The organism is Blautia segnis (assembly GCF_014287535.1).
In the GTDB taxonomy this organism is placed as follows: Bacteria; Bacillota; Clostridia; order Lachnospirales; family Lachnospiraceae; genus Blautia_A; species Blautia_A acetigignens.
The window spans coordinates 40,961-57,707 of the sequence record NZ_JACOOT010000006.1 but is presented as its reverse complement, the minus strand read 5'-3'; the positions used below and the strand labels follow the sequence as shown (position 1 = coordinate 57,707).

General features: G+C 42.7%; 19 protein-coding genes, 1 pseudogene and 1 riboswitch. Of the genes and pseudogenes, 12 read left to right on the top strand and 8 right to left on the bottom strand.

The window, feature by feature from the left end; all coding sequences use genetic code 11:
• Positions 1 to 15: 15 nt before the first annotated feature.
• The 6 genes from H8S54_RS02605 to H8S54_RS02580 all read right to left on the bottom strand — a co-directional run bounded on the left by H8S54_RS02605 (position 16) and on the right by H8S54_RS02580 (position 5,282).
• A complete protein-coding gene (locus H8S54_RS02605) occupies positions 16 to 789 on the bottom strand; it encodes a TatD family hydrolase (protein ID WP_021924549.1) in 774 nt (257 codons plus the stop codon).
• Positions 790 to 797: 8 nt separating this feature from the next.
• On the bottom strand, positions 798 to 1,301 hold the full coding sequence (locus tag H8S54_RS02600) for a MogA/MoaB family molybdenum cofactor biosynthesis protein (RefSeq protein WP_021924548.1): 504 nt from the start codon (positions 1,299 to 1,301) through the stop codon (positions 798 to 800).
• Positions 1,298 to 1,792 (bottom strand): cyclic pyranopterin monophosphate synthase MoaC, encoded by a 495-nt coding sequence (gene moaC, locus H8S54_RS02595; protein WP_021924547.1) that lies wholly within the window; start codon positions 1,790 to 1,792, stop codon positions 1,298 to 1,300. The genes H8S54_RS02600 and moaC overlap by 4 nt, the downstream gene beginning before the upstream one ends.
• Positions 1,793 to 1,893: 101 nt before the next feature.
• Positions 1,894 to 3,852, bottom strand: coding sequence for a methionine--tRNA ligase (metG, locus tag H8S54_RS02590; RefSeq protein ID WP_117852987.1), 1,959 nt, complete (start codon positions 3,850 to 3,852; stop codon positions 1,894 to 1,896).
• A gap of 624 nt (positions 3,853 to 4,476) precedes the next feature.
• Positions 4,477 to 5,097, bottom strand: coding sequence for a DUF6444 domain-containing protein (locus tag H8S54_RS02585; protein ID WP_243176598.1), 621 nt, complete (start codon positions 5,095 to 5,097; stop codon positions 4,477 to 4,479).
• A 20-nt stretch (positions 5,098 to 5,117) separates the two neighbouring features.
• Positions 5,118 to 5,282, bottom strand: a complete 165-nt coding sequence (locus H8S54_RS02580) for a hypothetical protein (protein ID WP_186900840.1) — start codon at positions 5,280 to 5,282, stop codon at positions 5,118 to 5,120.
• A gap of 403 nt (positions 5,283 to 5,685) precedes the next feature.
• Here H8S54_RS02580 and H8S54_RS18750 point away from each other — a divergent pair.
• The 8 genes and pseudogenes from H8S54_RS18750 to H8S54_RS02550 all read left to right on the top strand — a co-directional run.
• A pseudogene (locus H8S54_RS18750) lies at positions 5,686 to 6,423 on the top strand (histidine kinase N-terminal 7TM domain-containing protein); the annotation flags it as partial.
• A gap of 84 nt (positions 6,424 to 6,507) precedes the next feature.
• Positions 6,508 to 7,335 (top strand): hypothetical protein, encoded by an 828-nt coding sequence (locus tag H8S54_RS18020; RefSeq protein ID WP_243176600.1) that lies wholly within the window; start codon positions 6,508 to 6,510, stop codon positions 7,333 to 7,335.
• Positions 7,336 to 7,763: 428 nt separating this feature from the next.
• A complete protein-coding gene (locus tag H8S54_RS02570; protein ID WP_243176597.1) occupies positions 7,764 to 8,600 on the top strand; it encodes a sensor histidine kinase in 837 nt (278 codons plus the stop codon).
• 42 nt (positions 8,601 to 8,642) lie between these two features.
• The gene (locus tag H8S54_RS02565) at positions 8,643 to 9,269 is read left to right on the top strand and encodes a response regulator transcription factor (RefSeq protein WP_186900838.1); all 627 of its coding nucleotides are present in this window, start codon (positions 8,643 to 8,645) and stop codon (positions 9,267 to 9,269) included.
• 117 nt (positions 9,270 to 9,386) lie between these two features.
• Entirely contained in the window at positions 9,387 to 9,755 is a 369-nt protein-coding gene (locus H8S54_RS19260; protein WP_243176596.1) for a DUF4428 domain-containing protein, read from the top strand.
• Between the two features lie 74 nt (positions 9,756 to 9,829).
• Entirely contained in the window at positions 9,830 to 10,024 is a 195-nt protein-coding gene (locus tag H8S54_RS18010; protein ID WP_243176595.1) for a hypothetical protein, read from the top strand.
• Between the two features lie 62 nt (positions 10,025 to 10,086).
• Complete coding sequence (locus H8S54_RS02555) at positions 10,087 to 10,977, top strand: hypothetical protein (RefSeq protein WP_186900837.1); 891 nt, start codon at positions 10,087 to 10,089, stop codon at positions 10,975 to 10,977.
• A gap of 72 nt (positions 10,978 to 11,049) precedes the next feature.
• Complete coding sequence (locus H8S54_RS02550) at positions 11,050 to 11,952, top strand: hypothetical protein (protein ID WP_186900836.1); 903 nt, start codon at positions 11,050 to 11,052, stop codon at positions 11,950 to 11,952.
• Positions 11,953 to 11,994: 42 nt separating this feature from the next.
• On the opposite strand, the gene H8S54_RS02545 is transcribed toward H8S54_RS02550, so the two are convergent.
• Together H8S54_RS02545 and H8S54_RS02540 are read right to left on the bottom strand one after the other, a co-directional pair.
• A complete protein-coding gene (locus H8S54_RS02545) occupies positions 11,995 to 12,462 on the bottom strand; it encodes an HD-GYP domain-containing protein (RefSeq protein WP_021924706.1) in 468 nt (155 codons plus the stop codon).
• A 5-nt stretch (positions 12,463 to 12,467) separates the two neighbouring features.
• Positions 12,468 to 12,641 carry a hypothetical protein gene (locus H8S54_RS02540; RefSeq protein WP_186900835.1) on the bottom strand — a complete coding sequence of 58 codons (174 nt, stop codon included), beginning with the start codon at positions 12,639 to 12,641 and terminating at the stop codon, positions 12,468 to 12,470.
• A gap of 162 nt (positions 12,642 to 12,803) precedes the next feature.
• Here H8S54_RS02540 and H8S54_RS02535 point away from each other — a divergent pair, with 162 nt between their 5' ends.
• The 4 genes from H8S54_RS02535 (at position 12,804) to H8S54_RS02520 (ending at position 16,707) form a co-directional block, all read left to right on the top strand.
• Positions 12,804 to 13,205 carry a Fur family transcriptional regulator gene (locus H8S54_RS02535; protein WP_021924708.1) on the top strand — a complete coding sequence of 134 codons (402 nt, stop codon included), beginning with the start codon at positions 12,804 to 12,806 and terminating at the stop codon, positions 13,203 to 13,205.
• 115 nt (positions 13,206 to 13,320) lie between these two features.
• On the top strand, positions 13,321 to 13,866 hold the full coding sequence (locus H8S54_RS02530) for an NADH peroxidase (RefSeq protein ID WP_021924709.1): 546 nt from the start codon (positions 13,321 to 13,323) through the stop codon (positions 13,864 to 13,866).
• Positions 13,867 to 14,072: 206 nt separating this feature from the next.
• Positions 14,073 to 14,145, top strand: a riboswitch (Fluoride riboswitch).
• Between the two features lie 53 nt (positions 14,146 to 14,198).
• Complete coding sequence (locus tag H8S54_RS02525; protein ID WP_186900834.1) at positions 14,199 to 15,395, top strand: cation:proton antiporter; 1,197 nt, start codon at positions 14,199 to 14,201, stop codon at positions 15,393 to 15,395.
• 112 nt (positions 15,396 to 15,507) lie between these two features.
• Positions 15,508 to 16,707 carry an iron-containing alcohol dehydrogenase gene (locus tag H8S54_RS02520; protein ID WP_186900833.1) on the top strand — a complete coding sequence of 400 codons (1,200 nt, stop codon included), beginning with the start codon at positions 15,508 to 15,510 and terminating at the stop codon, positions 16,705 to 16,707.
• Positions 16,708 to 16,747: the final 40 nt, after the last annotated feature.

Below are 16,747 nucleotides of genomic sequence, written 5' to 3'. Positions count from 1 at the left end.
TCTTTTTATTTGATATTATTTAAATAGCAATTTCTTCGCATTCTCCTCCGTTACTGCAATGACTTCCTCCGGGGTGATTCCTTTAATCTCGGCGAGGGCGGCGGCTACGTAGGGGAGGTTGAGGGAGGAGTTGCGTTTGCCGCGGTGGGGTTCGGGGGACATGTAGGGACAGTCGGTTTCCAGAACAATTTGGGAAAGTGGGGCCATGGCGGCTACTTCTTTTAGTTTTTTGGCATTTTTGAAGGTGAGAACTCCGCCGATGCCAAGGTACAGGCCCATTTTCAGGTATTCGGCTGCGATTTCCTTACTGTAGGAAAAGCAGTGGATGATTCCGCCGGACATATCTTTTTTCATGTAGTCACGGACAATGTTCAGGGTGTCCTCGGCTGCGTCGCGGCTGTGGATCATGAAGGGAAGTTTTTCTTCTCTTGCAATGTCCATCTGGGCACGAAACATTTCCTGCTGGCGCTGATGTTCGGATTCTTCTTTGTGCCAGTAATAGTCCAGGCCGATTTCCCCGATGGCAACCATTTTCTCCATATGGGAAAGTCTGCGGATCTCGTCCAGGGTGTCCTGGGTCATAATTTCCGCATCGTCCGGGTGAACGCCCACAGCTCCGTAAACAAAAGGATAGGCTTCCATCAGCTTCAGGGTTCCGTCAAATCCCCCTGCGGAAGCGCACACATTTACAATACAGCCCACTCCCCCATCCTTCATAGAGGAGAGGAGCTGATCCCTGTCTTCGTCAAATGCCTCGTCATCATAATGTGCATGTGTATCAAAAATCATAGTTTACCTCAATTCTGCAGCCTCATAGTTGCGCAGTTTCCAGCCTCTCCGGTCATAATCTCAATGCCGTGGTCTAATGCGCCGATTATATACTCCAAACTTTCCTTTACTGCTTTCGGGCTTCCAGGAAGGTTGATGATCAGGGTTTGTTTGCGGATTCCAGCTGTAGCACGGCTTAACATGGCGCGGTTTGTGATGGTCATGCTGTAGGCACGGATGGCCTCCGGGATTCCCGGAACTTTGCGCTCTGTAATATCTTCTGTGGCTTCCGGCATCACATCTCTTGGAGAAAAGCCTGTGCCGCCTGTAGTCAGAATCAGTTCGGCCAGGTTTTCATCTGCAATCTCTGCCATTCTTTTGGAAAGCATGGAACGGTCATCTGGCAGAATGTCCATGGACACTACCTGATAGCCTTCTCGTTCCACAATCTCCTTAATCGCCGGGCCGCTTAAATCTTCTCTTTTACCCTGATATCCCATGTCGCTGGATGTGATAATTGCAACTCGCTTCATGTGTTCATCCTCCTTTCAAATACAAAATCCCCGCTCTTGCCGCCGGTCTTCTCCACCAGATGGATGTCCGTCATCACCATGTGCTTATCAATTGCCTTACACATATCGTAAATGGTAAGTAAGGTCACCTGTACACCAGTAAGCGCTTCCATTTCCACGCCGGTTTTGCCGTCTGTTTTCACAGTGCAGAAGGTGCGGATGATTCCTTTTTCTTTTTCCAGTTCAAAATCCACGGTGCATTTGGTGACGGGAAGGGGGTGACACATTGGCACCAGGTCGGAGGTGTGCTTCACAGACATAATTCCTGCAACTCTGGCAACCCCCAGAACATCACCTTTGGCTACGGTACCCTCTGTCAGACGCTCCATAATTTCTGCGCCAACCTGGATAGAACCAGTGGCAACAGCAGTTCTATGGGTGACTGGTTTATCCGATACATCTACCATAACAGCATTGCCGTTTTCGTCAAAATGACTCAGTTTATTTTCCATATTTATTCCTTGTATCCAGATAGCATAATACCAGGAGCAAAAATCACCTTCCTGCCCCTGGCACTACAATTCTATATCCTATTATATGATGTTAAAAACAATTAGCAGATCTCAGATCCTGCAGGCATATTCTTCTCCGGGCTGACTACGCATACATTTCCATCTGCATCTTCTGCGCAGAGGATCATGCCCTCGCTTAAGATTCCAGCAAGCTTAGCAGGCTTTAAGTTGGTTACTACCATAACCTTCTTTCCAACCATTTCTTCCGGTGTATAGTAAGCTTTGATTCCGGATACGATCTGGCGTACCTGGCTTCCGATCTTAACCTGGGAACAAAGAAGCTTCTTGGATTTCTTCACTGCCTCGCAGGCGATAACCTCACCAACCTGGAACTGAAGCTTTGCAAAATCATCAAATGTGATCTCCGGCTTTGCCTCAATATCCACAACCTTCTCTTCTGGTTTCTCTTCCTTCGGCTCTTCTTTCGGAGGATGAAGCTCATTTACTTTCTCCATCACTTCCTTAATGTCCATACGTGCAAAAAGAATCTCCGGCTTGTCTGTTACTTTGTTTCCAGATGGATAGAGCCCAAATGTCTTCAGGTCCTCAAGAGTTCTCTCGGAAGCATTCAGCTGACTAAGGATTCTCTTGGTTGTCTCAGGCATGAAGGACTCAAGAAGTGTAGTTCCCATGCAGATGCCCTCAACCAGATTGTAAAGAACCGTTGCAAGACGATCCTGCTTGGACTCATCCTTTGCAAGTGCCCATGGCATTGTCTCGTCGATATATTTGTTGCAGCGTTTGAAAATTGTAAATACTTCTGTAATGGCATCTGCCACACGAAGCTTCTCCATCTTGGCATCTACCTTGGCTGGTACGGAAAGGATGAAGTTCTTCAGATCATCATCTACAGGCTCGGTTACGCCTTTGTTCTCTACTACGCCGCCAAAGTATTTATTGGACATGGAAATGGTACGGTTTACAAGGTTTCCAAGTGTATTTGCAAGCTCGGAATTCATACGCTCTACCATCAGCTCCCAGGTGATCACACCGTCGTTGTCAAATGGCATTTCGTGAAGTACGAAATAACGGACAGCGTCAACACCAAAGAAGTCTACCAGCTCATCTGCGTAGATAACGTTTCCTTTGGATTTACTCATTTTGCCATCGCCCTGAAGCAGCCACGGATGGCCAAATACCTGCTTCGGAAGAGGCAGATCCAGAGACATCAGGAAAATCGGCCAGTAAATAGTATGGAAACGGATGATATCTTTTCCAATAAGATGAAGGTCTGCCGGCCACATCTTGTTAAACAGATCTTTGTTGTCGCCATCGCAGTCATAGCCGATTCCGGTGATATAGTTGGTCAGGGCATCAAGCCATACATATACAACATGCTTCGGATCGAAGTCTACCGGAATTCCCCATTTGAAAGAGGTTCTGGATACACACAGATCCTGAAGTCCCGGAAGAAGGAAGTTGTTCATCATCTCATTCTTACGGGATTCCGGCTGAATAAATTCCGGATGGGTTTTAATGTGCTCGATGAGGCGGTCTGCGTATTTGCTCATTTTGAAGAAGTAAGCCTCTTCCTTTGCAGGCACGCATGGACGTCCACAGTCCGGACATTTGCCGTCTACAAGCTGGGATTCAGTGAAGAAAGACTCACATGGAGTACAGTACATTCCTTCGTACTCTCCCTTGTAGATATCTCCCTTTGCATACATTTTTTTGAAAATCTTCTGAACCTGTTTCTCATGGTCCTCATCTGTGGTACGGATGAATTTGTCATAGGATGTGTTCATCAGATCCCAGATATTCTTGATCTGGCCGGATACATTGTCAACGAATTCCTTCGGTGTCACTCCGGCTTCTTCTGCTTTCAGCTCAATTTTCTGGCCGTGCTCGTCAGTTCCGGTCTGGAAAAATACGTCATAGCCCTGCTGTCTTTTGTAACGTGCGATGGCATCTGCCAGAACAGCCTCATAGGTGTTGCCGATGTGGGGCTTGCCGGATGTGTAGGCAATGGCTGTGGTAATATAATATTTTGGTTTGCTCATTGTGTTTCCTCCTTTTGCTATGGGAATGTCTGCTTACGCAGGCATCTTGCTCAATAAAATATTTGCGTGCGGTCCGGGATTTCATCAAGAAAGAATCCTGCCCGGTAGGGCTTTTTATGTAGTAGGGAATTCCAACGGAATTTCCTACTACATAAAAAACGCCTCCCCAACTATGTTGAGAAGACGAGTTATTCCCGTGTTACCACTTCTGTTCATTCCCGCCTCACGGTACAGATTATTATGAGAACCAGCCAATCTCCACATATAATTCATGAGGGACGTAACTGTCATTTATAACTTTCATAATCAAATCTTCGGGAACCTTACCGGGTACTTCCATACCCTTCCGCTGTAACAGGCGGTCCTGTCGCAGCCTACATCTCTTCGACTGCGCCCCTCCAAAGCCATCTTCCATCCGTTCCATACACACCCCTCTCAGCCTGTGAAAGTCACGCTCTGGCGCGCTGATTCTCCTTCGCGTCATCTGCCCTTTCGGGGGATTCTCTGTAATGCGGTACCCAAATGTACTCTCTTTTTCTATGGGTTTTACTTATAACGAGGACGAATTACCTCGTATTTCATATGTAAGAGCGTATCACATTTTGTGGGTTTTGTAAACCCATTTTAAAATGCAATACAAAAAATAACCGCCCCAGCGTTACTGTTCAGAAGGAACAAAAATGCCCGGATGCTGCCATCATAATTCACATCATCAATAACACCTTCCGGAAATGCAGCGTGTGCACGTTCGCCGGTCTGGCTGTTATAATAAACATCTGCATGGTATTCTGTTACATCCAGGACCATACGGATACTTACCAGTTGTTTTATGATTGTTCTTGCCGTCTTTTTAAAAGCACAGTCTTCAAGCACTTCTTTTGGTGACGGAAGGAGGATTACCGGCTGTGTAGGCTCCTGCTTTTTTCGGCCATGCCCTTTATGTCCTGGCTGTCCGCCGGGTTTCCGTCCTGTTTTTTCCCTGCTGTTTGCAATCTTTTTCCGCCGGATGGCTTTTGAAGAAGGAATAGATGAATTTTCATAATCACGGTTGATCTGTGCATGAAGTTTCAGGTTCTTTCCCTGTTCTTCTTCCAGCTCAGCAGCTGTTTCGTAGAACTTAAGGCGGAATTCTTTTGCCTTATCCAATGCATCATCTCTTTGTTTCTCAGCAAGAAGGGCGCGTTTCTCCATCGCCCGGAGTTCCTGGTCCGCTTTTTTCTGTATCGCCTCAAACTCCAGGAGCATATCCTCCAGTACAGTTATAATCAAACGCCGCTGATAATGTCTGTGATCTTTGAAATATGGTCTTCCAGATATTCAATCAATTCTTTCTGTTTCTGTATAAATTCCTCCTGGATCTCAATCTGTTTGAGATAACCGGCAAGGAGTTTATCACGTTTTCTAAGTTCTTCTTTTAAATCAATGTCCATAAGGAAACCTCTCTTTCTTGAGAAAAAGTATAACAGAAACACAGGAAAAAAGCGAACTACTGGAGAACGATCTTTCGTCAATCTGACTGTGGATAAGTAATTACTTTTAAAATAAAAAAGCATTAATATAAGCCCCAAAACTTTAGGGATAAGCTGTAGAAACTAAAATCCGGTGCATAACTTTCCTGAAAAAGAACGGCAGAAAAAAACTATAAACACAGTTTTTTCTGCCGAAAATGATTATCCACAAAATAAAATAATAAATTTCGTCATTTTTTACAATGACTTATACATGCCTCTGAACAGTAACACTAAATACGTTCTAGAAATCAACTTGTTGGCACACTAGGTTGAACTTGTTAAAGGAATATGATATAAACAAATTTAAAGAAAGGGATGAGCGATGTCTTATAAAAAGAAAAAACAGTTGTCCTATATAATAATTGGATGCCTTGTTATAGTGGCTTTTGCATGCCGGCATATATCAGTAAACAATACTTATCTGCGTCATTTTGCGAATCAGTGCCGCAGCAGTATTTACATTGGCTTATATAGCGCATGGGTTATTTATCTGAAAAAGCATGTGGTAGATATGAAAATGCGCCGATGCCTGACTCAGATTGGTGCATTGATGGTTTTATGGTTCCTAATACGGACAATTAAATTCCTTGTTTTTTTTGATCCGTTGGAAGAACGTATTTGCTGGTATCTTTATTATATACCAATGATTTTAATACCGACTCTTGGATTAAAGACAGCAATTTTGATGGATAGTACAGATGAAGATAAGAGCAAAAAAAAGACAACTATTTTGATGATATTGGCAATATTGCTAATTGCAGCAGTGCTGACCAATGATTTGCATCAAAAAGTCTTTTATTTCCCGGAAGGTTTTTTATTTTCCAATGAAATTTATAATTATGGGATTATTTTTATTTGCATCCAGATTTGGGTTATGTTCTGTCTGATCATGATGGAAATTGCATTGATCTGTAAGAGCAGGATTCCAGGAAAGAAGCGTTTCTGGTTTCCGGTTATTCCAGGCATTTTGTTACTTATCTGGAATGTCTGTAATATTCTGCGGGTACCGCTGATTCACAGAATTGCCGGAGATATGTCCGCAATCTGTTGTCTGTTGATGGCGGCTATTTACCAGGGGTGTATTGCCTGTGGATTGATTCAAATAAATAGCAGATACCTTGAATTATTCCAGGCTGCCGGAGGCTTGAATGCAGAAATCACAGATCGTGCCTTTGACCAGCATTATCAATCAGGAAAATTTCCTGATATATCAACGGAAATACGTCAGGGTGTTTTGACAGCACCATTTGTGATGGAAGATGGAATCCGAATCAGTCATATGTATATCCGAGGCGGGCATTTATTCTGGACGGAGGATATTTCACTGCTTGTGGATCAATATGAAGATATTAAGGAACAGCAGGAGGAATTAAAGGAGAAAAATCTACTTTTGCAAAAAACCTATCAGCAGGAAGCAAAACGCCGAAAAATAGAAGAACAGAATAGATTGCTGAATTTGATACAGAGTCAGACTGCCGGACAGCTGGAGTTGATTTCCTGCTTTATGCGGGAATTGGAGAAAACAGAATCTAAAGATGTTTATGAACGTCTTTTGGGACAAATTGTTGTAGTTGGAACTTATTTAAAGCGGCGAAAAAATTTCCTATTGACCATTCACAACGAAAACCAGGAGCTGCTGGGTGCAGATGACTTGATACAAGGGCTGGCAGAATCCTGCTCCGCTTTAATGCTTTGTCATATCCGTGCATTATATTATGTTAATGTGTCACCGCTTGTTTTGCATGATGTAGATGTATTAAAATGCTATGATTATTTTGAGTGGCTGACGGAACAACTATTTAATAAGATGGATATGATATTTTTTCGTGTAGTTATGTTAGAAGAGAATTTAATGATTTCTGTACATATAGTTTCCGGATATGATCTTGAGCGATTGTTATCTGGGCGTCCGGGAACGGAAGTGCAGAGGGAAGATGAGAAAGAGTGGCTGATTCGATGGCGAATTTCGTAGAGTGCAGCATCCGTATGCAGAATATTATAATGGTTGCTCTGGAAATCTGCTTGGTATTGGAATTTGTTCTTATACTTTTAAGAGTGACACAATCTGCAGGCTTAAAAAGAATTGTTGCAGCAATTACGCTTTTTGTATTTTCATTTCTGGTAATGACTATGCTGCTAAATGATCACCAATATAGCATGGGAAAGCCGGATCATTCTCCGATATTTCCAAAACTTCCTGCTGTATTGGTTTTGTGTGGCGTCATTGGGATGGGATTGTATCTGATTTGGAGAATTCTCAAAGAGCGCAAACAAGAGAATGCTATACTGTCATCTTGGTCGGTTTACGAGGCCGTGGATAATGTCCCATGTGGTGTATGCTTTGCAGATACATTCGGGCGGATTATTTTTTGCAATTCCAAAATGAGGGAAGTGAGCCAGATGATGACAGGAATGCAATTACAGGATTATGAAATACTGCATCAGGCAATACATTCAGAAAATAGCAGACCGGGAATTGTTACCATAAGCCTGGATAATAGTGTTTTTTATTTCCCAAATGGAAAAGTCTGGATGTTTCAGGAGTATTATCTTCAGGGAAAGGAATTAGAGAATTATAAGCAGGCTGTAGCCATTGACGTTTCAGAAATATATTATAATAGTGAAGAAATTAAAGCTAATAATGAAAGTCTGAAAATGTTCAACCGGAAACTGGAAGAGATGTACGAGAAAATCGATGATAAAATACGGGAGCAGGAAACACTGGCAATGAAGATGCAGGTACATGATAATTTTGGGCGCAGTCTTTTTATGATAAGGAGAATTCTGGAGAACAAAGAAAATACAAGCTGCATGAATAAACAGCTGGATGTGTTAAAGGAGCAGGTTTATATTCTCACAAATATGATAGTTGAAAATATGGAGGATTTATATCAGAATACGGAAAAGCAAGCCAGAGAAATGGGGATAATTATTCACATGAAGGGAAAAGTTCCGGAGAATTCGAATTACAGAATACTAATTGATCGTGCAGTGCGCGAATGTGTTACTAACTGCGCCCGGCATGCGCAGGGAAGTGAAGTTAATGTGATAATTGAGGATGATTCAGGTGAATATACTGTTCGGATAACAAACAATGGAGATATTCCAGATAAAAATGCAAAAGAAGGAGGTGGGCTGTCGGCACTAAGAAGAGCGCTGGAAATAGAAAACTGCAGTATGATTACTGTATTTGAACCTGTATTTTGCCTGCTTCTGAAGCTGCCAAAGGTTAAGTAAATGTTATGTGCATCAGCAGATACACAGAAAGGAAGAATGTTTATGATTCGTGTACTGGTTGTAGAAGATCAGAAAATCATGCAAAAATATTTTGAGTATATACTTTTACAGGATACAGAATTCCGTCATGTTCAGACCGTTGCAGATGCAGATACAGCTGTTAAAATATGTCAGAATTCGGCAATTGATCTGGTGCTAATGGATGTTCAGACGTATCACAATCATGATGGACTAAAAGCAGGAAAAGCAATTAAGGAAACCTGCCCCTATACGAAAATTCTGATTGTGACTTCTCTTGTTGATCCGAAAGTACTGGAACGGGCAAAAAGTGGATGCGCAGACAGCCTATGGTATAAAGATCATGGAGAAGAAGAAATCCGAGATGTAATCAGGCGTACAGTAAGCGGAGAGCATGTTTTCCCAGATGCTGCACCAAATGTAGAGCTGAATTGGATAACAAGCAGTGAAATCAGTCCGAGACAACTGGAGATGCTGCGGATGTATATTTGCGGCTATTCTTATTCTGAAATTGCAAGGAAAATGAATTGTTCAATGGCTGGAGTTAGATGGAATTTTCAGGAAATGATTGCAAAAGCTGGATATAGCTGTAAAGAAGATCTCATTGCAGCTGCGCTGGAAAGTAAACTAATTGTTACTACGTTAAAATAAAGATACATAAAGATTCAGATAACTGCTCGATTACTATCAAAAGTGATAGTGAACAATTGCTTTTCTTTCTGTATAATGTGAATATAGAAAACACTGATTTACAGAGAGGGCCGTAAAATGGGTTTTTTTGACAGGAAATATTGCGATATTTGCGGAGAAAAAATCGGCTTGCTAGGAAATCGCAAGCTAGAAGACGGCAATCTATGCAAAGAGTGTGCACAGAAGCTTTCTCGATGGTTTGAGGAGCGTAGACACAGTACGGTAGAAGATATTAAATGTCAGTTGGAATATCGTAAACAGAACGAAAAAAGGTACAAAGCTTTCATATTACACGACAGATTGCAACAAAAACCTACAATGTCTATATTGATGATGAGCAGGGCAATTTTACGATTGCGCATAATCTGGATATCAGAGAAAATCCAGATATTTTGCCCTTATCAGCAATTGTACAATGTGGGCTTGACATTCAAAAGAACCAGATAGAAGAAACATATACTAAGGATGGTGAAACTGTCAGTTATCAGCCGCCGGTTTATAAGTATGAGTATACTTACAGTATGAAAATCCAGGTAAAAGCACAATGGTTTGATGCTATGGATTTTCGCTTACATAACTTTGCAATTGAGCAGGGAAATAAAGCGGAAATGATGGAACTGGAACATACAGGTTATGAAATTGCAGCGGCACTGACTACACAAACGTCAACAGGTATGCAGCAAAAAAATGCATCTGGGATTTTTGCGTACAATTAAGATCATACGAAATAAGGGAAACCGTATTGTGATTTCACGATAAGCAGAAAGGAGAATGGATTATGTGTAAAAAAATGAAATTATGGGCAGCAGGTACTTTGGGAGTTATGCTGGCAGGTCTTGGAAGTGTAAATGTTTATGCTCTGGATGCTAAGGATGTAGTAGGAACCTGGTATGTAAATGGTCTTTCCATGGATGGTGAAAATACATTCCATCCGGAAATGATGGGAATGGAAATAACATTTAATTTCACAGAAGATGGTAAAGGTGAAATGACCAATGCAATGGAATATTCTGATCCGGAAGTTGAGGAGATGGAATGGAAAATTGATGGCGATAAGGTGTTAATAACCAAAAATGATGAAACCGTGGAAGGTGAATATTCAGATGGAACCATATCCATGGATGCCGATGGAATGTATTTTATTATGAACCAGGAAAAAGAAGAATACGAACCTTATGTACCGGGAAATGTAGTAGAAGAACCAAAGCTCGAAGACTTTAATGGTGAGTGGAAGAGTACTCTTATGGATGCTTTTGGAATGCAGATGCCTACAGCGGCCGGACTTTCAGATGTAGAGATGACAATTTCTATTTCAGACGGCAAAGCCTCTCTTGTAATGATTGAAAGCGCTGTAGAAACGAAGGTTGACCTTGAGGGAGATCTTGAAGGAAATGCGCTGATATTAAAATCAACAACAGAGAAGGAAGAAGATTCCGAAAGCTATACATTAGTTAGTACAGATGTTATGAAATTCTATTTATTGGAGGATGGAAACCTGTGCTTCACAACTGAGGATAGCATGGACGATGAAGCTTCTGACACAGTGGATGCAACAGATACAGCTGATGCAACAGATGCGGAAGAAGCTTTAGATGGCGATGACGAATATGATTTTGGAGATATCGATTTTACAATAAAGATATACTTTGAAAAATTAGTTGTGGAATAAAAAATCCGGCTTTAGATGTTGTTGCGACAGCACCATTAGAAAGGGATTTTGTTGACAAGGAGGACTGACACTATGACGAAATATTCAATCATAACAGGTATCAGTGCCTTGTTGCTGGCATTGATTGTGCCAGTGGAATGTATGGGATCAGGGCAGCAGGAAGAAGCTACCTGTTTGGCTGCTTTTCAGAATGATCTTAAGGAAGAAGTTTATCAGACAGGAATAGCGTTTCTTGGGTATATTGGTGAAGGTGTACCTGTCCAGGATATTCTGGACTACACAAAACAGGCTGATTATCTGGAGGCTTATCCGTTTCTTCAAAACGGAACGGTTGTAGATGCTGGCGGATATGAGGTTTACGCCATTGTTCCCGGTTCCGGCTGGTCTATTAATATCTATCCATCTGAAATGACAGAAGATGCTGAATACCGTGATAATCTGGAAACGCCTTATTATAAAGGTGCACCAGATGAGATCATTATCCTCCGCTGCAATATAAGTGAAATTTATTCCAACGTAATGGTTTCCGCAACTGAAGAAAATATGAGTGTGATATATCGCCCCACAATTTCCTTGAGAGATGGACATCTTGCAGAAGAAAATCATTGTTATGATTTTTCTATCTACTATTATGATGAGGAATATGGGGAATACGAAAACTACGAGAGTGACGCGGACTTTGAGGAATATGAAGAATATGAAAATAACCAGATGGAAGATAATCGTACAGATGTACAGATTGCTTATGATTTGCTTTGCGAGACAGATGAAGTCAGTTACTACTTAGGGCTTGGCATGTCCTTGCGGTATACCGAAAGCAAAGAAGTAATAGACGGAAGAGAATGTATGGTATTTGTTCTTGGTACAGATCATGAGGAGCATTTTGTAAGTGAGCACTATTATGCTGTACATGATAATCTGGTTTATTATTACGATGTTCTGAATGATCAATGGAATATTCTGGGCAGAGGATAAGAATTTTCATGAATTTAAAGTGAAATAACAAAAACAGCAGATTCATTTCTTTACCTGACTACGAAGTGAATCTGCTGCTTTTTTTGTGATCAGGCTGCGCACCTTCTCCTGGAGGTTTTCGCTGTCGAAGAGCTTTACCAGATCCGGGTTGAACATTCTGCCGGAATTGCAGCGCAGGTCAGCCAGCATGTCATCGAAATTTTTCCCGGAGCTGTAAGCACGCCCCACAGAATCCATCGCCGCATCCAGGCAGTCTGCACATGTAATAATCTGGTAAAGAATCGCATTGTCATTTCCCTTAAACGTATATTCCCGTGGATATCCGCCCTTCTCATCATACCAAAGATGATGGTAAAGCGCTGCCTCCGCATAAGGTCTGGTAGATTCCCTTTTGTTCAGAAGCTCCCATCCCATCCTTGGATGAAGCCGGATCAGGTCAAATTCCTCTGAGATCTCTGAAACAGGAATTTCCCCGAGATAGCCCTGGATCGTGCGCAAGGTGCCTTCCATGGTATCTACATTCTGGCGAAAAGATAGATTGCAGTCAGTGAATCGGTCACATGACCTTTGTCGTATCCCTGAAGCACGTTGTAGCCCACCGTAACGACTTTATGCAGACACACGATATAGGAATCCACCATCTCCAGCGTTTTTCCCCGCTTTCTTTTTCTAAGTTTATAGCATTCCACTTTTTTCCACAACTGTAAATTTGCAGAGAAACCGTATAAATTTCAAAAACATTGCGAGGAGTAGAATAAAAAAATAATTTAATTTTATATTGACAAATCGATAGAAATGTTTTATATTAATATCAGTAACAATTACTATTATTAGGAGAAAGGAGAAAACAGATGGCCACATTGAAATACAGCCGCCAGAGAGAATCGATCAAGGAATTTCTTGTAGGCAGAACCGACCATCCTACAGCTGATTTTGTATATGAGAATATGAAGCAGATCTATCCAAATATCAGCCTTGGAACCGTATATCGGAACCTCTCTCTTCTCGCTGATCTGGGTGAAATACAGAAGCTTTCCAGCTTTGGCGGAGCAGACCGATTTGACGCCCGCACCACGCCCCACTGTCACTTCATGTGCACCCGCTGCGGCAGAGTGATGGATGTTTTCAGCGAACATATTGACAGGAGTCTTGAAGATATTGCCGCTGATTTTAAAGACGGTCAGATTTCTGATTATAAAGCAAGATTTTTCGGAATCTGCAATGATTGTCTCAGCAAAGAAGACACTCATTGAAAAAATTTTTCAATAACTCTTGACAAACAAGAAGCAATATGTTATCTTAAAGCAGTAATGATTACTATTATTAAAAACTAAATAAAATTTATATAAAGAAAAGGAGAATTTAATTATGGCTAAATGGGTATGTAATGTATGCGGTTATGTTTATGAAGGTGAGAACGCTCCTGAGGTCTGTCCAATCTGCAAGGCTCCAGCTGAGAAATTTACTAAGCAGAGCGAAGAGATGGCATGGGCAGCTGAGCATGTTGTAGGTGTTGCGAAGGGTGTCAGCGAGGACATTCTTGCAGACTTAAGAGCAAACTTCGAGGGCGAGTGCTCTGAGGTTGGTATGTATCTTGCTATGGCTCGTGTAGCTCACAGAGAAGGCTATCCGGAAGTTGGCCTTTACTATGAGAAAGCAGCTTTTGAAGAAGCAGAGCATGCAGCTAAATTTGCTGAATTATTAGGCGAAGTTGTTACAGACAGCACCAAGAAGAACCTTGAAATGCGTGTAGCAGCTGAGAACGGCGCTACAGCTGGTAAGACTGATCTTGCTAAACGTGCGAAAGCAGCTAACCTTGATGCAATTCATGATACTGTTCATGAAATGGCAAGAGACGAAGCAAGACACGGAAAAGCATTCGCAGGTCTGCTTAAGAGATACTTCGGAGAATAAGAAAAGCGCATAAAATAAGGCTTTTTGCAAGGGGGAATCACGAAAGTGGTTCCCTCTTTTTTCGCGGATTATGTCATTTTTAGTGTGGAAACTAGGTGCAACTAACCTACTTTTTGCTCTTTAAAAACGTCCAAATGTGTCCCTGGAAAAAGTGTACTTTTTTACCTCTTGCCATATGTTTTCCAATGTGCTATTATACTTTCAGCAATAAAAAGGGGAATGAATGTCTCCCCGGGATCATCCCGAACCGCTTATTAAGCTGATGACTTCTGTGATAACTATGATCGCAGGGGGCATCAGCTTTTCTGCGTATAAAGGAGGAAATGATAACAATGTTAACTTCACTGGCTTTTATTTTTCTTATTGGTCTTTCGCTGGCGGCAATCTGCCAGAGGCTGAAGCTTCCCCGTATTATCGGGATGCTGATCACAGGTATCCTGCTTGGACCGTATGTGCTGAATGTGCTGGATTCTTCCATTCTTTCTATCTCGTCGGAACTTCGCCAGATTGCGCTGATCATTATTCTGCTGAAGGCAGGGCTTTCCCTGAATCTTGCAGACCTGAAAAAGGTCGGACGCCCGGCTGTTATGATGGCATGCATTCCTGCCACTTTTGAGATTCTTGCTTATATTTTGCTGGCACCTTATTTTCTGGGGATCACAAGGCTGGAAGCGGCCGTAACGGGGGCTGTGATGGGTGCTGTATCGCCTGCAGTGGTTGTGCCGCGAATAGTACAGCTTATGGATGAGAAATACGGAACTGCCAAAAGCATTCCGCAGATGATCCTGGCTGGCGCTTCCTGCGATGATATTTATGTAATCGTGCTTTTTTCCACATTTTCTACTATGGCACAGGGCGGCAGTGCACATGTACAGGATTTTATCAACATTCCGGTATCCATTGTTCTGGGAATTGTACTTGGAAGTGCTGCCGGGTATCTGCTTTCTCTGTTTTTTGAAACGGCATATGCACATAGCCATATGGTGCGCAACAGCATGAAAGTAATTGTAGTTCTGGGTGTTTCTTTCCTGCTGATGTCCATTGAGACCTGGCTGAAACCAGTTGTTTCCGTTTCCGGGCTTCTGGCCGTGGTAAGCATGGCCTGCGTACTGAAGCTGAAATGCACAGCATCTGTTTCTGCCCGTCTTTCCCAGAAATTTGGGAAACTGTGGCTGGCTGCGGAGGTTCTGCTTTTCGTATTGGTTGGAGCTTCTGTGGATATCCGTTACACCTTAAAGGCTGGTCCGGCTGCACTTGCCATGATTTTCGCTGCACTTCTGATCCGTACCGTTGGTGTTTCCCTTTGTGTCGCCGGAACTGATCTTAACTGGAAAGAACGGCTTTTCTGCTCCATCGCCTATCTTCCCAAGGCCACTGTCCAGGCTGCTATCGGCTCTGTTCCCATGGCTATGGAACTGTCCTGCGGACAGATCATACTTTCTGTGGCTGTGCTGGGAATCTTAATCACAGCGCCCCTGGGAGCGATTGGGATGGACTGCAGTTATAAGAAGCTGCTAGAGCGTGTTTGAAAAAGGTTAAAACGCCAAATTTGTAAAAGTAATAGATATTTTCCAAATCCTGCTATATAATGGGCTCAGAATTAAAACCATTAATTATGCAATTCAATGGAGGAATTTTCTTATGATAAATTTTGATTTTTTCGCTCCCACTAAGATCCTGTTCGGGGCAGGCCGTGAAAGTGAGGTTGGAAAACAGGTTGCGGCTTTTGGTGGGCATAGGGTTATGATCGTTTACGGAAAAAAGGGAGGACATATTGAAGCTTCTGGGCTTTTGGAGCGTGTGCATAAGAGCCTTCGTGACGCAGGACTTTCTTATGTAGATTTGAACGGCGTTGTACCAAATCCACGTCTTTCCCTGGTAAAAGAGGGAATCCGTATTGGACGGGCGGAAGACATTGACTTTCTTCTGCCCATTGGCGGCGGCAGCGTCATTGATACGGCTAAGGGAATCGGTTACGGAATCGCCAATGATTTTGAGATGGAAGACCTTCTTTACGGGCGTGTAAAAACAGATAAAAATCTGCCAATCGGCGTTGTTCTCACAATCGCTGCTGCAGGCTCTGAAATGTCTTCTTCCATGGTTCTTACCATTGAAGACGGAATGATGAAGCGTTCTTACGGTCATGACTGCTCACGCCCCAAATTTGCTATTATGAATCCGGAGCTTACTTACAGTCTTCCGACTTATCAGACAGCCAGCGGTGCGACAGACATTATGATGCACACTATGGAGCGCTATTTCACTCCTACAGACACAGATACCAGCCTTACAGACCGCATTGCAGAAGGACTGTTAGTCTCTGTCAGGGACGCTGCACAGACCGCTGTAAAAGAACCTGAGAATTACGATGCAAGGGCTACTCTTATGTGGGCAGGCAGCCTTTCCCATAATGGGCTGACCGGGGCTGGCAGAGTATCTGATTTCGCCACACATAAGATTGAGCATGAGCTGGGCGGTATGTTTGATGTAGCTCACGGGGCAGGCCTTGCTGCCATCTGGGGAAGCTGGGCAAAATACGTATACAAGACAAATCCGGGAAGATTTGCGCAGTTTGGCGAGAAAGTTTTCGGAGTTAATATTTCCCCAACCAGTGATTCTGATCTTACAGACACTGCCGCTCTCGCAGCCATCAACGCCTGGGAAAACTGGTGTCACTCCATAGGCATGCCAACCTCCCTCACCGAACTTGGTATTCAGCCAACCGATGAACAGATTGAAGAAATGGCAGAAAAATGTGTTTTCGGCAGAAATGGACATATCGGTTTCTTCCAGCCACTGAATAAAGAAGACATTGCAGCAATCCTGAAAATGGCAAGGTAACCAGTTGCATCTATTGAAAAACCATTCCTACACCTCATAG

Coding starts and splice junctions, on each gene's coding strand:
- H8S54_RS02525 (WP_186900834.1), top strand. CDS start 14,199: ATGTTAACTTCACTGGCTTTTATTTTTCTTATTGGTCTTTCGCTGGCG.
- H8S54_RS02535 (WP_021924708.1), top strand. CDS start 12,804: ATGGCCACATTGAAATACAGCCGCCAGAGAGAATCGATCAAGGAATTT.
- H8S54_RS02600 (WP_021924548.1), bottom strand. CDS start 1,301: ATGAAGCGAGTTGCAATTATCACATCCAGCGACATGGGATATCAGGGT.
- H8S54_RS02520 (WP_186900833.1), top strand. CDS start 15,508: ATGATAAATTTTGATTTTTTCGCTCCCACTAAGATCCTGTTCGGGGCA.
- H8S54_RS18010 (WP_243176595.1), top strand. CDS start 9,830: ATGAAAATCCAGGTAAAAGCACAATGGTTTGATGCTATGGATTTTCGC.
- H8S54_RS02585 (WP_243176598.1), bottom strand. CDS start 5,097: ATGCTCCTGGAGTTTGAGGCGATACAGAAAAAAGCGGACCAGGAACTC.
- H8S54_RS19260 (WP_243176596.1), top strand. CDS start 9,387: ATGGGTTTTTTTGACAGGAAATATTGCGATATTTGCGGAGAAAAAATC.
- H8S54_RS02545 (WP_021924706.1), bottom strand. CDS start 12,462: ATGGAAGGCACCTTGCGCACGATCCAGGGCTATCTCGGGGAAATTCCT.
- H8S54_RS02570 (WP_243176597.1), top strand. CDS start 7,764: ATGATGACAGGAATGCAATTACAGGATTATGAAATACTGCATCAGGCA.
- H8S54_RS02580 (WP_186900840.1), bottom strand. CDS start 5,282: ATGGACATTGATTTAAAAGAAGAACTTAGAAAACGTGATAAACTCCTT.
- H8S54_RS02550 (WP_186900836.1), top strand. CDS start 11,050: ATGACGAAATATTCAATCATAACAGGTATCAGTGCCTTGTTGCTGGCA.
- metG (WP_117852987.1), bottom strand. CDS start 3,852: ATGAGCAAACCAAAATATTATATTACCACAGCCATTGCCTACACATCC.
- H8S54_RS02555 (WP_186900837.1), top strand. CDS start 10,087: ATGTGTAAAAAAATGAAATTATGGGCAGCAGGTACTTTGGGAGTTATG.
- moaC (WP_021924547.1), bottom strand. CDS start 1,792: ATGGAAAATAAACTGAGTCATTTTGACGAAAACGGCAATGCTGTTATG.
- H8S54_RS02565 (WP_186900838.1), top strand. CDS start 8,643: ATGATTCGTGTACTGGTTGTAGAAGATCAGAAAATCATGCAAAAATAT.
- H8S54_RS02605 (WP_021924549.1), bottom strand. CDS start 789: ATGATTTTTGATACACATGCACATTATGATGACGAGGCATTTGACGAA.
- H8S54_RS02530 (WP_021924709.1), top strand. CDS start 13,321: ATGGCTAAATGGGTATGTAATGTATGCGGTTATGTTTATGAAGGTGAG.